General features: G+C 53.1%; 13 protein-coding genes. 4 read left to right on the top strand and 9 right to left on the bottom strand.

The features are described from left to right. Nucleotides 1-5: 5 nt before the first annotated feature. The 9 genes from ACQZQY_RS07680 to uxaC form a co-directional block, all read right to left on the bottom strand. Nucleotides 6-1,058, bottom strand: coding sequence for a zinc-dependent alcohol dehydrogenase (locus ACQZQY_RS07680; protein ID WP_431296866.1), 1,053 nt, complete (start codon nucleotides 1,056-1,058; stop codon nucleotides 6-8). 43 nt (nucleotides 1,059-1,101) lie between these two features. Then, nucleotides 1,102-1,947, bottom strand: a complete 846-nt coding sequence (locus ACQZQY_RS07675) for a carbohydrate ABC transporter permease (RefSeq protein ID WP_056776435.1) — start codon at nucleotides 1,945-1,947, stop codon at nucleotides 1,102-1,104. Continuing rightward, entirely contained in the window at nucleotides 1,934-2,815 is an 882-nt protein-coding gene (locus ACQZQY_RS07670; protein ID WP_390974120.1) for a carbohydrate ABC transporter permease, read from the bottom strand. Before ACQZQY_RS07670 ends, ACQZQY_RS07675 begins: the two co-directional genes overlap by 14 nt. Before the next feature lie 30 nt (nucleotides 2,816-2,845). Further along, nucleotides 2,846-4,138, bottom strand: a complete 1,293-nt coding sequence (locus ACQZQY_RS07665) for an ABC transporter substrate-binding protein (protein ID WP_431297166.1) — start codon at nucleotides 4,136-4,138, stop codon at nucleotides 2,846-2,848. A 104-nt stretch (nucleotides 4,139-4,242) separates the two neighbouring features. Then, nucleotides 4,243-5,922 carry an alpha-amylase family glycosyl hydrolase gene (locus tag ACQZQY_RS07660; protein WP_431296865.1) on the bottom strand — a complete coding sequence of 560 codons (1,680 nt, stop codon included), beginning with the start codon at nucleotides 5,920-5,922 and terminating at the stop codon, nucleotides 4,243-4,245. A 182-nt stretch (nucleotides 5,923-6,104) separates the two neighbouring features. After that, nucleotides 6,105-6,659 carry a YgjV family protein gene (locus ACQZQY_RS07655; RefSeq protein WP_136376571.1) on the bottom strand — a complete coding sequence of 185 codons (555 nt, stop codon included), beginning with the start codon at nucleotides 6,657-6,659 and terminating at the stop codon, nucleotides 6,105-6,107. A gap of 95 nt (nucleotides 6,660-6,754) precedes the next feature. Continuing rightward, a complete protein-coding gene (locus ACQZQY_RS07650) occupies nucleotides 6,755-8,245 on the bottom strand; it encodes a UxaA family hydrolase (protein WP_122094421.1) in 1,491 nt (496 codons plus the stop codon). Between the two features lie 10 nt (nucleotides 8,246-8,255). Continuing rightward, a complete protein-coding gene (locus tag ACQZQY_RS07645; protein ID WP_431296864.1) occupies nucleotides 8,256-9,707 on the bottom strand; it encodes a tagaturonate reductase in 1,452 nt (483 codons plus the stop codon). Between the two features lie 142 nt (nucleotides 9,708-9,849). Beyond that, a complete protein-coding gene (gene uxaC / locus ACQZQY_RS07640; protein WP_431296863.1) occupies nucleotides 9,850-11,262 on the bottom strand; it encodes a glucuronate isomerase in 1,413 nt (470 codons plus the stop codon). 858 nt (nucleotides 11,263-12,120) lie between these two features. Between uxaC and ACQZQY_RS07635 the strand changes: the two genes are divergently transcribed. The 4 genes from ACQZQY_RS07635 to mzrA all read left to right on the top strand — a co-directional run bounded on the left by ACQZQY_RS07635 (nucleotide 12,121) and on the right by mzrA (nucleotide 15,823). Further along, entirely contained in the window at nucleotides 12,121-13,413 is a 1,293-nt protein-coding gene (locus tag ACQZQY_RS07635) for an MFS transporter (protein ID WP_136376573.1), read from the top strand. Between the two features lie 186 nt (nucleotides 13,414-13,599). Beyond that, a complete protein-coding gene (gene exuR, locus ACQZQY_RS07630) occupies nucleotides 13,600-14,376 on the top strand; it encodes a transcriptional regulator ExuR (protein WP_056776410.1) in 777 nt (258 codons plus the stop codon). A gap of 383 nt (nucleotides 14,377-14,759) precedes the next feature. Continuing rightward, nucleotides 14,760-15,440, top strand: a complete 681-nt coding sequence (locus tag ACQZQY_RS07625) for a DedA family protein (RefSeq protein ID WP_056776407.1) — start codon at nucleotides 14,760-14,762, stop codon at nucleotides 15,438-15,440. Next, the gene (gene mzrA, locus ACQZQY_RS07620; RefSeq protein ID WP_431296862.1) at nucleotides 15,440-15,823 is read left to right on the top strand and encodes an EnvZ/OmpR regulon moderator MzrA; all 384 of its coding nucleotides are present in this window, start codon (nucleotides 15,440-15,442) and stop codon (nucleotides 15,821-15,823) included. The genes ACQZQY_RS07625 and mzrA overlap by 1 nt, the downstream gene beginning before the upstream one ends. The last annotated feature ends 51 nt before the right edge of the window (nucleotides 15,824-15,874 follow it).

Genomic DNA, 15,874 nt, shown 5'->3' with positions numbered 1-15,874 from the left:
TCCTTTTAGAAAGTGATGCCGAGTTTGATGCTCTGATCGGGGTGTTGATCGACGTATTTCATGTAGCTTTGCGCGCTGTCGCTGAACGTGACCACCGGGTCGATCAGGTCTTCGCAATTGAGGTAGCCGTTCATCAGCAATGCCCAGCAGGTGTCTTCGATGCGTTTACGGTTCCAGCGCGGAAAGTCCGGATTGGGTTCGCTGCAGGCGCGGGAAAAGACGATTCTGGCGTTGTTGAAATGCGCCTCACGCCCGAGGTTGAAGCCTTCAGCGAAAGGTTTGGCAAAGGCGACGTAAGAAATGGTGCCGCCGTAAGCGATGCCGCGCAGCGCCGCCTGCAACGCCTGTGCGTTTCCGCTGGTTTCGATAATCACGTCGGCACCCTGTTTGCCGGTGAGCTTTTTGATCTCCAGCCCGATGTCCGTGCCGAACGGATTGAACACCGCATCCGCGCCGTTTTTCAGCGCAATCTCGCCGCGTTTTTCCAGCGGATCGACACCGATCACGATGGCGGCCCCGGCCTTTTTCGCTAACTGAAGGGCAATCTGACCGATAGCCCCAAGCCCGACGATCACCACAAAATCCCCCACGCGCACGTTGCCGTCGCGCACGCCACTCATGGCAAACTGCGCCGGGTCATAACAGACGGCGTTTTTCCAGGACGCACCGGCGGGCATCTTGCGTAATTTGTAATTGTTCACTCCGTTAACGATCACCGTTTCGCTGAGCGGCCCGTAGGTGCAGACCTCATCGCCCAGCTCATAATCCGTCACCTCGCTCCCCTTTCCGCACACCGTACCGACCACCATATTGCCGAGCTGGAACTCACCAAATACGATGCCGCGCGGCGCTTCTGCTGGACGCGGCACAAACATGCCCCATTCGGCGGAGAATTCTTCGTCGGTAAACGGGCTGATGCCGCGAAAATCCACCACTTCGGTGCCGTGTTTCGGCGCGCCAAATTTCACGCGAATTTTGACTTCATGCGCCGCCACCGGGCGGTCTGTGTATTCCATCAGTTCAGCCACCCGTGGCTGAGTTGCGACCAGTTTTTTCATCGGATATTCCTTATCTGTAGTCTGTGAATGTGAGTCATTAACGTCAGCCTTTTACGCCGCCGTCGGTGAGATTACCTTTGATAAACCGCTCCGAAAGCGCGTACATCAGCACCACCGGTAATGCGGTCACCAGCGAGGCGGCCATCATTCTTCCCCACACGTAATCCGGCGTGCTGAACAGCGTGTTCAGCCCCACCGGCAGGGTGAAGTTGGCAGAACTGGAGAGGAAAATGGAGGCGAAGAGATAGTCGTTCCAGGCCACCATAAAGCAGTAGACGAACACCGAAATGATGCCGGATATCGCCAGCGGCACGGTGATGTAAAAGATGATTTGCACGCGGTTGAGGCCGTCCATCATCGCCGCCTCCTCGATGTCATGAGGAATGGTGTCGAAGTAACTTTTCAGCATGAACACCGCCGTCGGTAAGGTCTGAACGACCATGGTGATCACCAGCGCGGTGGTGGTGTCGTAAAGCCCCAGCGCCGAAATGATTTTAAACAGCGGCACCACCAGCAAAATGCCGGAAAACATATAGACGGTGTAAAAACTGGCGTTGATGGTGACGCGCCCTTTGAAACGCAGGCGCGACAATGCATATGCGCCGAGAATGCCGAAAAACACGGCGATCACCGAGGCCAGCACCGACACGGTCAGGCTGTTTTTGAAGTAACTGAGAAAGGGAAAAATCTGCGGATTGAAAATATCCACGTAATGATGGAAATCCCATGCCTGCGGCAACAGCGTCGGATGGCGGGAAATCGCCTCTTTGCTGCTTTTAAAGGAGGTCATCAGCATGATGAAAAAAGGGAATAACATCGCGCCGAGGAAAATCAGCAGGCTGGCATAAAAGCCCGCTTTGCGCAGGATCTTGCGATTAGTTGCTGCCATTGAGGTTCACCCGTTTTCTGGCAAGAAGGATAACGATAAAGATCAGCGCAAACAGCACCATAGAAATGGCGGCAGCTTTACCTAAATCGTTAAAGGCAAAGGCGGTTTTGTAGAGATACACACCCAGAATGTTGACCTTGTTGGTCAGCAGATAGACGTCGGCAAACATGTAGAACATCCAGATGGCGCGCAAAGTGACCACCGTAACCAGCACCGGCATGATGGCGGGCAGCGTGACGATGCGGAATTTTTGCCAGGCGTTTGCGCCGTCCATACCGGCGGCCTCGTACAGGGATTTATCCACGGTCTGCAAAATCGCCAGAAAGGAAATAAAGGCATACGGGAAGTAACGCCAGATGGCGAAAAGCACCACCAGAACGAAGCTGCTGACCGGATTGTCGAACCACAACGGCGCATCGCTGAACACATGCAGCACATCAGCGCCGATCACATTCACAATGCCGTAGCCGTTGTTGAACATATATTTCCAGGCAAACACCAGCGAAATGGAGGGCGTGACGTAGGACAAAATCACCAGTGAACGCGCTGTTTTCCGAAAACGGAATTCCCGATTAAAAAACAGCGCAACGCCCAGCCCCAGCCCGGTACTGCCCGCCACCACCAGCGCGGTGTACCAGAACGTCACCCACAGCGAATGATAGAAACCCGGATCGGTGAGAATGCTGAGGTAGTTATCCAGCCCGACAAACCGGTTATCGAGACGCGGATTCAGCGGGATTTGCAGAAAGCTGATCTGGATATTCGACAGCATCGGATACGCCACCAGCAGGCCCAGCAACAGAATGCTGGGCGCGAGCAGAAGCAGCGCAAAACGTCCATCGGAATGGTTAAATTTACGTGATTTCATGGTCTTCCCTGAGAATTCAGTCGCCTGCGTTTAGCGCTTTTGCATCAGTGCTTCGATACGCTTTTGCCCTTCCGCCAGCGACTGCTGCGGATCCTTCCTGCCGACGGTCACACCGTTGAGCATTTCGCTCAGTACCGCCGATCCGGTGACATCGCCCATGCCCGCAAAGTTTTTCTCCCCGACGGAACCGAACACCTGTACGTTGGCAAACTCGTTCACCAGCCTCTGCGGCAGCGTACCAAAGGCTTTGATCACCGGATTGTTCTGCCAGACAGGGTTGCCCGTGACGCCTTTGGTGACCGGCAGCGCCGCACCGGGCGACATCAATACCCACGCCGTCGCGTGATCGGCTTTTTCAAGGAAACTCACCCAGCGTTCGGCGGCCTCGCGGTCCGGTTCGTTCAGCCCATTGGAAATGGTCAGCGAGGTGATGGTGCCGTAAACGGCTTTGGATTTTTCTGTCGGTACCGCAAACCCGAGATCGGCGGCTTTGCCTTCGCTGTAAACCGCAGGAAGGATGTACGTGGAATAAATCGCCATCGGCACCGTACCGTTCATAAAGGCGTCTTTGATTTCCATCACATCGTTGGAACCTGGCATGGAGAAGGTTGCGAGCTGGCGGTAGTAATCCAGCGCCTGTTGCATTTGTGGCGTGTTCACCGTGATTTGCCCCTGCGCATTGAAAACGTTGGCATTGTTGGAAAGCGCAAACTGGGAGAACGCCTGTTCAGTCAGGACACTTTCCGCGGTGGGCAAGGCAATGCCGTATTTCTTCTGTTCGGGCTGATTAAATGCCGTAGCGATGTGGATGACGTCCTGCCAGTTTGACGGGGCTGCTAATCCGGCATCGGCCAGTTGCTGTTTGTTGTACCAGATGCCCTGGATCCAGCCGTGGATCGGCACACCGGTATAGTGCTGACCTTCTTCGGTGCGCACGATGCGCAGCACGCCGGGGTAAAACTGGTCAGCGCCAATACTGTCGATTACGTGTCCGATAGCATCGCGGTCAATCAGCTGTTCTTTATCCATCACTTTGGCGTAATCGTGGCTGACTTCGATCACCGCAGGCAGCGCGCCGGTGCGCGCCAGGGTGATCACTTTGGTGTTATAAGCGTCTTCCTCCACCGGCACCGGTTTTATAATGATCAGCGGATTTTCTTTTTCGAATTGCGCAATGAGCTGGTTAATCACCACCTGACGCTCCTGCTCCACCGAAGAATGCATAAATTCAATGGTGACCTGTTTTTCTTTTTCATTATCACAGGCGGATAAACATAACGCAGACGCTAATACCGGGATAATAAGGATATATTTTTTGGTCATTTTTATATTCATGAACATCTCCTTGACAGTTTTAGGGCCAGCCGCAAGCACTGGCCTGTGAGTTTCACATGCTCTGAATGGGAATAACGGAACTGATAAGTTAATTAATGGCACAGCCAGATATATTGATAAGGCGCTAAGTTTATTTCTCCGACACATTCCACGGGCGTGTTATTGGGTATATCCCGATAATGTCCCGCGGGCAGATTTATCTGCGTATGTTTATCTGAAAGATTAAACAGACAATATATTTCCTGACTTTCTGCGCCACGCCTGAAAGCAAATACACGATCATGACAATCGATAACCTGCATCGGCGAAGACGGATGAAATGCCGGTTGCCGGGTTCTGCTGGAAATTAATGTGCTAAGTGCCGAGAATACTCTTGCACGTAATGAATCAGGTTCGGACAACGCCTGTTCAATTTGTGAAATGTCATATTTTTGCCGGTTTATCGCCCGGTGATACCCGGCACGTTCTGCGCCCTGATTGTCGTTACGTGAACCAAGAATACTTTGAATATACACCGCAGGAACGCCGGGGAATGCCAGCAAAATGGCATGTGCCAGCATGAAACGTTGCAGACGCACATCGTCGTGATCGTCCTGCCCGCTCAGCGCATCCATGTAGGTGACATTGATTTCATACGGGCTGGTACTGCCGTCAGCATTATTCTTATACGACACCCGCGCGCCCTCCTGCTCCAGCGCGTCCACCAGCGCGAGGATCTCTGTCTCGGGCAATAAACCGCGTAACGGGTTCAGGCCGATCCCGTCGTGCGAGGCAAGAAAATTAAAGAAGGTGGTAGCAGGCGAACAGGCGCTAAGACCGGCGGCCCAGCGGGTGAGCGTCGCGGCATTTCCGCTGTGAACAGCATGCAGAACCAGCGGCGGCAGCGGGAACTGATACACCATCTGCGCCTCGTCCGTACCGTCACCAAAGTAGCTGATGTTGTCCTGATGCGGCACATTGGTTTCGGTAATGAGCACGGTGCCCGGCGCAACATACTCCACCACGGCGCGGAATAACTTCACCAGCAAATGTGTTTTTGGCAGATGAATACACGAGGTACCGGGCTCTTTCCACATGTAACCGACCGCGTCGAGACGCACATACTCCGCGCCTTCCGCCAGATATTTCAGCAACACGTCGAGCATGTCACACAGTACATCCGGGTGGGCGAAATTCAGGTCAATCTGGTCTGCACTGAAGGTCGTCCAGACGTGACGGACATCTCCCCTTTTGCCGCGAAACGGCGTTAATAAAGGCGAACGACGCGGACGGGTAACGGCGGTTAAATCCGTATTTTCATCAAGGCTGATGAAATAATTTTCATATTTCGGATTTCCCGCCAGATACTCTTTAAACCATTCGCTGCCTGCGGAAATATGGTTGCAGACATAATCAAACATCAGGCGTGTTGACTGACCCAGTTTACGAATATCTTTCCAGTCCCCGGCAACCGGATTGACCTGCTGATAATCAATCACAGAGAAGCCGTCATCCGATGAATACGGATAAAATGGCAGCAGGTGAACAATATTAAATATGTCGCCGAGATATTGCTGATAGAACTGGTTAAATACAGAAAGTGTTTTCTGATTTTGGTGTGTGAACTGATCTGCGTAGGTAATCAATACCACATCTTTTTCATCCCATCCCTGTTTGGCTGAATAGTTTCTCTGATTTTTAGCCACCTCAATGCGAGTAATGAGATCATCTAAAAATTCCAGCGATAACTTCCCTGCGTATATATCCTTCAGTAATCCATTAATAACATCCATGATTTATCCCTTATCCGTGGGACCGCTCCCACAAATGCGAAAACTACTCCTGCCCCCAGAGGTTGTCAACGCGTCAAACTGGGGGAATTAATCAATACGAGGGGAAACGGAGAATTATTATTAGGATCTGTGAGCGGATTCAAAATAAGGGAGAAGGCGTATTATGCACTCAAAAGCAGGGATTACCCCTGCTCATCCCTCTTCTGCAGTATCTTCTTCTCGACCTCAAACGGGTCGATGCCGCGCAGTTGCAGGCGGCGGAAGCGGATGATGTTAAAACCGTTCATGACGAGGAAACTGCCTTCGATTAGCGAGCCGCCGATCGAACCGAGCCAGATGTTGTGCGCCACCCAGCAACAGGTTGAACACCACATAATGCAACGTGTGGTCAGCCCGCTGGTGCGAAACAGCGCCCAGGTACTGACGACGGTGGCGCCGACGGGCAATAATTCCACCCAATGGTGTGCGCGGCTCAGCCCTAATACCAGCGTCAGGACGATGAAAACCACCATGATCCACTGGTTGCGGGTCCGCAGGGAAATCAGGGTGCGCAGGGAGTTGAGTAAGGCGCTCATCCCGGCGGGCGCTGCGCCCATCATCAGGAAATGCACGCCGATAATGGCGCTGTAAGCGGAAAGTTGTTGTTTGAAGCGGCGGTCGCTGCGGTTGAAAAACATCGTGATGCCGACCACAAAGGCCACAACACCGACTGACTGTGCCAACCAGTAATACGTCATTTATCCTGATCTCATCCGTGGAAGATTTGCGCTGCAAAAGCAAACGGCGTTCCATAACTGAAACGCCGTTTCATCCTAACGATAAACCTGACCGGTTACAATGTGACACCGCTTTTAAAGATGGCTAATTCGCGGAAATCATTGAGTTCGTTTTTGGCTTTGCGGCCATCGGCGATCTCCACGATCAGATCCACAAACTCTTTCAGCAGTTGATCCATTGTGACATCGTGGATCAGTTGCCCGGCATCGAAATCGATCCAGTGCGGTTTTTTCGCCGCCAGTTCGCTGTTGGTCGCCAGTTTGACCGTCGGCACAAAACCACCGTATGGGGTGCCGCGCCCGGTGCTGAACAGCACCATGTGACAACCGGCTCCGGCCAGTGCGCTGGTAGCGACGGCATCGTTACCCGGCGCGCTCAGCAGGTTCAGCCCCGGTTTGGTCAGACGTTCGCCGTATTTCAGCACGTCCATCACCGGGCTGTGACCGGCTTTTTGCGTACAGCCGAGCGATTTTTCTTCCAGCGTAGTGATACCGCCGGCTTTGTTGCCCGGCGACGGATTTTCGTAAATCGGCTGATTGTGCTCGATGAAATATTGTTTGAAATCGTTGACCATATGAACGGTTTTTTCAAACGTACTTTCGTCGTGGCAGCGGCTCATCAGAATACGCTCTGCGCCAAACATTTCAGGCACTTCGGTCAGTACGGAAGTGCCGCCGTTAGCGATCACGTAGTCCGAGAAGCGCCCCAGCAGCGGGTTCGCCGTGATGCCGGAAAGCCCGTCAGAGCCGCCGCATTCGAGGCCAAACTTCAGCTCACTGAGTTTTCCACTTTCACGTTTATCGTTGCGCATTGCGGCATACAGTTCGCGCAGACGTTCCAGACCGGCTTCCACTTCGTCGTCGAACTTTTGCATTGTCATGAAGCGTACGCGCTCTTCATCTGCTTCGCCCAGCGTCTCGCGGAACACGTCCACCTGATTGTTTTCACAACCGAGGCCAATCACCAGCACTGCACCGGCGTTCGGGTGACGTACCATATTTTGCAGCATGGTGCGGGTATTGACGTGATCGTCGCCCAGCTGTGAACAGCCAAACGGGTGCGTAAACAGGTAAACGCCGTCGATGCCTTCCGCGTCGTTGGTTTCTTTCAGGAAACGTGTCTGGATCTGGCGGGCAATGCCATTCACACAGCCGACGGTCGGGATCAGCCACAGCTCGTTGCGGATCCCCACCAGACCGTTTTTACGGCGGTAGATCTGTACCTCACGATCTGCCATCTGCTCCGGCAGGCTGGCGAACTCCGGCTGATATTGATACTCGTCCAGATCGCTTAAATTGGTTTTGCCATTTTGTGAATGGATATGCACGCCTGGCGCGATTGCGGTCAGCGCATGGCCAATCGGCAGCCCGTACTTGATAATATTTTCACCCGCCGCAATCGGGCGCAGGGCGAATTTGTGACCCCGGGCCACCGGCTGAGGCATCACGACATGATAGCCGCCAGCCTCTGCCTGCTCACCGTTTTCAATGTCGCGCAGTGCCACGGCGACATTATCTGCAGGATGAATTTGAATGATACTTTGCATAGTCGCCCTCTTAACTGTAAGCCGCCAGCGCATCGCGCATGCCACGGTCTTCGATCGCCTGTAACTGTCCGGTCACTTTAGCGGTCAGGCCAGGCACGGTATTGAGATCCCGTCCCCAGTGTTCTTCATTGGCCAGCACGGTTTCCACCAGCCCGCCGAGTGATAATTCGCCGTTACGCACGCTGCTCCATAATTGAGAGAAAAGGCTCAGCCAGTGCGCATCGTCCTGCAACGGGTAGATTTCACCTTCGCGTTCGCCACGGTAGAACGCCAGCAAGGCGGCAAGAGCAAACGTCAGGCGCGGTGGCAGGATCTGATTCTTTTCCTGGCTCGCCAGCAGCTGCGGCAGAATGCGGGTGCGGTATTTGGTCATCCCGTTCAGGGCAATCGACAACAGCTGATGCTGAATAAACGGGTTGCGGAAACGGCTCAGCACCGCCTGCGCGAACGACGTCAGTTCATCCTGTGGCAGATCCAGCACCGGCGAGATTTCTTCGGCAATGGCCAGTTCCACAAAGCGGCTGATCTGCGCGTCATTCATCGATTCGCCGACGGTATTCAGCCCTGACAGGAAGGCCACCGGCACCAGCGCGGTGTGCGCGCCATTGAGGATCGCCACCTTGCGTTCTTTGTACGGTTTGATGTCATCCACCAGGCGGATGTTGAGCGGCAGTTTGTCCAGACGCAGTTCCTGAGCCAGACTTTTTGGCCCCTGGATCACAAACAGATAGAAGTGCTCGGCGCTGTCAAAGAAGCTGTCCTGATAGCCCAGTTCCTGTTGCAGGCTCTCCACTTCGCTGCGCGGATAACCGGTCACGATGCGGTCAACCAGCGTTGAACAGAAGGTATTGCTGTTTTCCAGCCACTGAGTGAATGCCGCCGGCAGCGCCCAACGTTGTGCGTATCGCAGCACCAGTTCGCGCAACGCTTCGCCGTTGTAGTCGATCAGTTCACATGGCAGCAGAACCCAGCCTTTATCGGCTGCGCCTGAGAAATGCGTGAAGCGCTCAAACAGTAAACGGGTCAGTTTGGCCGGGAAACTGGCCGGTGGCGCATCCTCCAGACGATCGCTTTCAACATAGCTGATACCGGCTTCGGTGGTATTGGAAAACACGAAGCGGATATTCGGATCTCGGGCCAGCGCCAGATACTCATCAAACTGATGATAGATATTAATTTCGCGGTTCACCGAGCGGATGATGCGGGTATCCCGCACCGTTTCGCCCTGCTCGTTCAGGCCGCTGATAATGGTGGTGTACAGACCATCCTGCGTGCTGAGTGAAGGTGGGAAATCGGTGTCAATCGGGCGAACAACCACTATCCCGGCGTCCAGATCGGTATGTTCATTCAGCAGGTCTATCTGCCAGTCTACGAACGCCCGCAGGAAGTTACCTTCCCCGAATTGAATAATTTTGTCCGGGTGCTGACGGCCTGGGAAGTCACGGCGATTTAACCTTTGCATCTCACATTCACCTTAATTTGCTCAGACGCCGGTCTTTGAGGACAATCGGTGTGTCCTGTGGCCGCCGTGCTAAATGGGATAATTAGTTGTTTTTGCTTTATTTATTTACGGAGCGCAGGAACCTGCGCTCCGTCGTGCTTTTTTAGTTCAGTTCGATCTGGAAATACTGTTTGGCGTTGTCGAAGCAGATGTTTTTCACCATATTGCCCAGCAGTTCGATATCTGCCGGTGCTTCGCCGTCTTCCACCCAGCGGCCAATCATCTGGCACAGAATGCGACGGAAGTATTCATGACGCGTATAAGACAGGAAGCTGCGGCTGTCGGTCAGCATGCCGACGAAGCGGCTCAGTAAGCCCAGGTTGGCGAGCTGAGTCATCTGGCGTTGCATCCCGTCTTTCTGGTCGTTAAACCACCAGCCGGAACCGAACTGCATTTTGCCCGGCATCCCTTCGCCCTGGAAGTTACCGACCATGGTGCCGATGACTTCGTTATCACGCGGGTTCAGGCAATACAGAATGGTTTTTGGCAGGCCACCGGCCAGACCTTGCGCGCCCAACAGTTTGGACAGCGGTTCTGCCAGCGGCTGGTCGTTGATGGAGTCAAAACCGACGTCTGCACCGATCAGCTGGAACATACGGGTGTTGTTATTGCGCAGCGCGCCAATGTGGTACTGCTGTACCCATTCACGACGTTGATATTCGGAAGCCAGATACAGCAAAACGCCGGTTTTAAACTGGGCGATTTCTTGCGCAGTTAGCGTTTCACCGCTCAGACGACGGGACAGAATGCTGTCCAGCGTGGCGTCATCCGCTTCGCCGTAGACCACTACATCCAGCGCGTGATCAGAGACTTTGCAGCCGTGCGCCGCGAAGTGATCCATACGTTTTTTCAGGGCGTCACGCAGATCGCTGAAACGGGTAATCGACACATCAGCAGCGGCTTCCAGTTTCTTCATGTAATCAGCAAACGTCGCCGCTTCAATGTTGAACGCTTTATCCGGGCGCCAGCTTGGCAGAACTTTGACATCAAAACTGGCGTCCCGGGCGATAGCTTTATGATGTTCCAGAGAATCGATCGGGTCATCGGTGGTGCCGACCATTTTCACATTCATCTGTTTCATGATGCCACGGGCGGAGAATTCATCCTGTGCCAGCAGTTCATTACCACGCTCCCAGATTTCGCCCGCAGTAGACGGAGAAAGCAGTTTGCCGGTAATGCCGAACGGACGGCGCAGCTCAAGATGCGTCCAGTGGTACAGCGGGTTGCCGATGGTGTGGGGAACCGTTGCAGCCCAGGCGTCAAACTTCTCGCGGTCGCTTGCATCACCGGTACACATACGTTCAGGCACACCATTGGTACGCATTGCGCGCCATTTATAGTGATCGCCTTTCAGCCAGATTTCATACATGTTTTCGAACTGATGGTTTTGCGCGATCAGTTCCGGCGGTAGGTGACAGTGGTAATCAAAGATCGGCTCATCTTTCGCATAGTCGTGATACAGGCGACGTGCAAATTCAGTGTCGAGAAGGAAGTCTTCTGTTAAAAACTGCGCCATCTTAGGTTCCTCATCATGAATTCTGTAGAGTTGTCTCTCAATGGTGCGAAGTTATCACACCAATTCAGTTTATCGTCCAGCTCTTTTTAGGGGTACTCCGGCGCGAAAGGGGGCGATTCGCGGCCATAAACACACACTAATCCTCTGTAAAACAAAAACTTTAGAGTCTTTAAGCACCGGAGGCTATTATCCTCACATTCAGAGTGTCATTTTGTGATGTCACTCAAACTTTAAATCGGTATAACAAGTTATTTATGGCTCTGTGCCTTGTATCTCGTCTTATTCACATGACACCGCCCCGTCTGCCGCCCTGCGCCTGAATGTGATCATCAGGTAAAGTTGTTACACCAATTTTGTAGAGATTTTCATTCCCAGCTTGTTACATCCTCCCCTCAAAGTGTGAAGCCGATCAACAAACCTACCATTACCTGTGTAAAATCAAGTAAATAACCGTGAAGTTAAAAAAGTTAAGTAAGCACACAGTTTAAATGTGGTTTTGTGATGTCATTCAAATTTTAAATCTGTATGACAAGTTATCTTTGCTGCGTCCGGACAAGAGCGTCAGAGATTACCTGCCACGTCCTTTCGCTGTTGTCCGGATAACACTTACCGGGCGCCGTTCGCCGGAAGACAGTGCAGTTGTTCTGGTGTGCAGGAAGTTCATCGGATCCTTACGCACAGATAACAATAAAGCAGTGCGTGAGTCATCGGGCAGCTCCCCCAGCGAGATTCTCTGGCGGCGGTGTACCCGGAAAAACACTTTAAGGAAGCCAGAAGCCCATGCTGAGACAGATGGCGCGAAATACGCCGTGACAGCTTTGGCCGTCATCGCCGGATTATTTACTGGGAGAGAGTTAAATGGGTAAGATTAAAGGGTTACGCTGGTACATGATCGCATTGGTCACATGCGGCACTGTACTGGGTTATTTAACACGTAACGCCATTGCCGCCGCAGCGCCAACGCTGATGAGCCAGTTGAACATCACCACACAGCAATATTCTTATATTATCGCCGCCTATTCCGCCTGCTATACCCTGATGCAGCCGGTTGCCGGTTACGTTCTGGATGTGATGGGAACTAAAGTGGGTTACGCCATGTTCGCCATCATGTGGGCCATCTTCTGTATGGCCACGGCGCTGGCAAGCAGCTGGGGTGGCCTGGCCATCGCACGTGGTGCTGTCGGTATGGCGGAAGCCGCGATGATCCCTGCCGGTCTGAAAGCCAGCAGCGAATGGTTCCCGGCGAAAGAACGCTCTATTGCCGTGGGTTACTTTAACGTGGGTTCGTCTATCGGCGGGATGATTGCCCCGCCACTGGTTGTCTGGTGCATCATCATGCACAGCTGGCAACTGGCGTTCATCATCACCGGCGCTCTCAGCCTGATCTGGGCCATCAGCTGGTTAGTGTTCTACAAACACCCGAAAGATCAGAAAAAACTGAGCACCGAAGAACGCGCTTATATTCTTGATGGTCAGGAAGCACAGCATCAGACCACCAACGGCAAGAAAATGTCTGCCATGCAGATCCTGCGTAACCGTCAGTTCTGGGGTATCGCGCTGCCACGCTTCCTGGCTGAACCGGCCTGGGGCACATTCAACGCCTGGATCCCGCTGTTCATGTTCAAGGTGTATGGCTTCAATCTGAAAGAAATTGCGATGTTTGCCTGGATGCCGATGCTGTTTGCTGACCTCGGTTGTATCCTCGGCGGCTACATGCCTCCGTTCTTCCAGAAGCATTTCAAAGTGAACCTGATCGTATCTCGTAAAATGGTCGTGACGATGGGTGCTGTCCTGATGATCGGCCCGGGGATGATCGGCCTGTTCACCAGCCCGTATGCGGCTATCGCCCTGCTGTGTGTCGGTGGTTTCGCTCACCAGTCACTGTCCGGCGCGCTGATCACGCTCTCTTCTGACGTGTTCGGTCGTAACGAAGTGGCGACGGCTAACGGACTGACCGGGATGGCCGCCTGGATGGCAAGTACGATGTTTGCACTGGTGGTCGGTGCGCTGGCCGATACCATCGGTTTCAGCCCGCTGTTTGCAGCCCTTGCGGTCTTCGATCTGCTCGGTGCCATCATCATCTGGACAGTGTTGCAAAACCGGTCCGCAGTGGAGCCTGTGCCGGTTCCGCTCAGTACCGCGAAAGCCTGATAGCCTGAACGCAGCCCGGTAAGTCACTTTACCGGGCTTTGCTATTTCCTGACTTTAACCGCCAACCTTTCTGACCAATGCACGGTGCATCCCCTCTTCTTAAATCGTATACTGGAGTTGTATGACAGGTCCCGGGATCTTTCAGGCACCCATCCGGCAGGTTTCACTACTTTAAAGAGCACTCACATGGAATCCACAGACACCAGACGCCTTTATCAACAACTGGCTGCCACGCTCAAGGAACGCATTGAATCCGGAGTCTATCCGGTTGGCGAGAAACTTCCCGCTGAACGTCTGATTTCCGATGAAATGAACGTCAGCCGCACCGTGGTGCGTGAAGCGATCATCATGCTGGAAGTGGAGGGCTATGTGGAAGTGCGCAAAGGCTCGGGCATTCATGTCATGTCCAATCAGCAGCGCCATCTGGTTGTGCCGGATTGCGGCAGTGAATTTGGTACGGCAGGCCCGTTTGAACTGTTGCAGGCGCGCCAGCTGATTGAAAGCAACATCGCTGAATTTGCCGCCACCCAGGTGACCAAACAAGACATTATGCGCCTGATGGAAATTCAGGAGTACGCGCGGCAGGAAGACCGTTTCCGCGATTCCGAATGGGATCTGAAATTCCATGTGCAGGTGGCGCAGGCAACCCAAAACAGCGCACTGGCAACGATAGTCGAAAAGATGTGGAGCCAGCGATTGCATAATCCGTACTGGCGTAAATTGCATGAGCATATCGATGAGCGCTCAATCGAAAGCTGGTGTGAAGAACACGATCTGATCCTCAAAGCGTTAATCCGCCGCGATCCGCACGCCGCAAAACTGGCGATGTGGCAGCACCTGGAAAACACCAAGCAGATGCTTTTCCGCGCCACCAGTGATGATTTTGAGTTCAATGTAGACCGCTATCTTTATTCAGAAAATCCGGTGGTTCATCTCGATCCGCCGCTGATGAATTCTAAATAAATCCGCATTACGGCAGGTTCATTCGTCCAACCTGCCATTTATCTTCCTCTGCCCGATTTCGCCCTTCCCTGTCAGCCACTGTCGAGTAGTGTCAGTCAATGTAAAACCCTTTTTCATATCGTGCCTGAGGCTTAAATGATCGCCGCCGACGCGCTATATTTACCTGTCTGACTTATTGTTATTTTGTTACAGTTAGACGACTTTTCTTACCCGTTTGCGCCAGGTGAAACACGCCAAAACGACGCGCGGGAAATGGCAGTACCCGTAACCAGACAGCACGCCAGGGAACAGGCGACCTTTTTCAGCTGTACATGCCGCGTCGAGACTTTCTCCGCAGATGTATTTCGCTGACTCACTGAACATGATGGAGTTTTAGAAACCAGATGGAAATTATCAGTTCTCTCATCGATGCACTCTGGCAACAAGACTATAAAACCCTGGCCGATCCTTCGCTGGTCTGGGCGCTGTACCTGATTTTATTCATGATCATTTTTCTGGAAAACGGTCTGTTGCCCGCGGCGTTTTTACCCGGTGACAGCCTGTTAATTCTGGTCGGCGTACTGATTGCCAAAGATGCGATGAATTTCCCGCTGACGGTTTTCCTGCTGACCAGTGCGGCCAGCCTCGGTTGCTGGCTGAGTTATGCGCAGGGAAAATGGCTGGGAAATACCCGAATAGTACAAAGCTGGCTGGGGAATTTGCCGGTGCATTATCACGAACGTGCCCATGCACTTTTCCACAAGCATGGCCTGTCGGCGCTGTTAGTTGGCCGTTTTCTGGCCTTTGTGCGTACCCTGCTGCCGACAATCGCCGGTTTATCTGGCCTGAGCAACAGCCGCTTTCAGTTCTTTAACTGGGTCAGCGGATTGTTATGGATCCTCATCCTCACGTCTCTGGGCTATTTCCTCGGCAAAACACCGCTGTTCCTGAAATACGAAGACGCCGTGATGAACTGCCTGATGTTATTGCCGGTTCTGTTATTAATTGGCGGGCTGGTCGGTTCGATCATTGTGCTGTGGCGTAAAAAACACGCCGACCGCCAGAATAAAGGCAAGAGCGCATAATGAACCGCAGGTTTCTCAAACGTTCCCTACTCTGGCCGGTGATTATCATGATGCTGGCAGCGGCCGCCATGATCGGGCTGGCTATTTCACGGATGCCAGCCAACGGCAATGCGCTGCAAATCCGCCCGGCCAGAACCGGTATCTCATTGCCAGACGGCTTTTATGTGTATCAGAGCCTGAGTCAGCGCGGCATCCATATCAAAAGCATCACGCCCCTCGATGACGGTTTAGTCGTGCAGCTCGACTCCGCTGAGCAGCGCCAGATGGCGCACAGCGCGTTGCAAGACATCCTGCCGGAGGGATTCATCATCAGGAATTGTGAACCCTCCCATTCCAGAGCGTTGATGGAAAAACTCAATCATAACCGGCTGAAGCTCGGTTAAGCCTTTCGTCAGGTTTAGGGAAAATGTCTGATATCACCGTCCATTCGACGG

This window comes from Rahnella sp. PAMC25559 (assembly GCF_050632365.1).
In the GTDB taxonomy this organism is placed as follows: Bacteria; Pseudomonadota; Gammaproteobacteria; order Enterobacterales; family Enterobacteriaceae; genus Rahnella; species Rahnella rivi.
Note: the sequence above shows the minus strand (reverse complement) of the source record. Positions and strands in the feature narration are given on the sequence as shown.

What these genes read in the sequence shown, in the direction of transcription:
- ACQZQY_RS07625 (WP_056776407.1), top strand. Translation starts at nt 14,760, where the DNA reads ATGGAAATTATCAGTTCTCTCATCGATGCACTCTGGCAACAAGACTAT.
- mzrA (WP_431296862.1), top strand. Translation starts at nt 15,440, where the DNA reads ATGAACCGCAGGTTTCTCAAACGTTCCCTACTCTGGCCGGTGATTATC.
- ACQZQY_RS07645 (WP_431296864.1), bottom strand. Translation starts at nt 9,707, where the DNA reads ATGCAAAGGTTAAATCGCCGTGACTTCCCAGGCCGTCAGCACCCGGAC.
- uxaC (WP_431296863.1), bottom strand. Translation starts at nt 11,262, where the DNA reads ATGGCGCAGTTTTTAACAGAAGACTTCCTTCTCGACACTGAATTTGCA.
- ACQZQY_RS07650 (WP_122094421.1), bottom strand. Translation starts at nt 8,245, where the DNA reads ATGCAAAGTATCATTCAAATTCATCCTGCAGATAATGTCGCCGTGGCA.
- exuR (WP_056776410.1), top strand. Translation starts at nt 13,600, where the DNA reads ATGGAATCCACAGACACCAGACGCCTTTATCAACAACTGGCTGCCACG.
- ACQZQY_RS07680 (WP_431296866.1), bottom strand. Translation starts at nt 1,058, where the DNA reads ATGAAAAAACTGGTCGCAACTCAGCCACGGGTGGCTGAACTGATGGAA.
- ACQZQY_RS07655 (WP_136376571.1), bottom strand. Translation starts at nt 6,659, where the DNA reads ATGACGTATTACTGGTTGGCACAGTCAGTCGGTGTTGTGGCCTTTGTG.
- ACQZQY_RS07635 (WP_136376573.1), top strand. Translation starts at nt 12,121, where the DNA reads ATGGGTAAGATTAAAGGGTTACGCTGGTACATGATCGCATTGGTCACA.
- ACQZQY_RS07660 (WP_431296865.1), bottom strand. Translation starts at nt 5,922, where the DNA reads ATGGATGTTATTAATGGATTACTGAAGGATATATACGCAGGGAAGTTA.
- ACQZQY_RS07675 (WP_056776435.1), bottom strand. Translation starts at nt 1,947, where the DNA reads ATGGCAGCAACTAATCGCAAGATCCTGCGCAAAGCGGGCTTTTATGCC.
- ACQZQY_RS07670 (WP_390974120.1), bottom strand. Translation starts at nt 2,815, where the DNA reads ATGAAATCACGTAAATTTAACCATTCCGATGGACGTTTTGCGCTGCTT.
- ACQZQY_RS07665 (WP_431297166.1), bottom strand. Translation starts at nt 4,138, where the DNA reads ATGACCAAAAAATATATCCTTATTATCCCGGTATTAGCGTCTGCGTTA.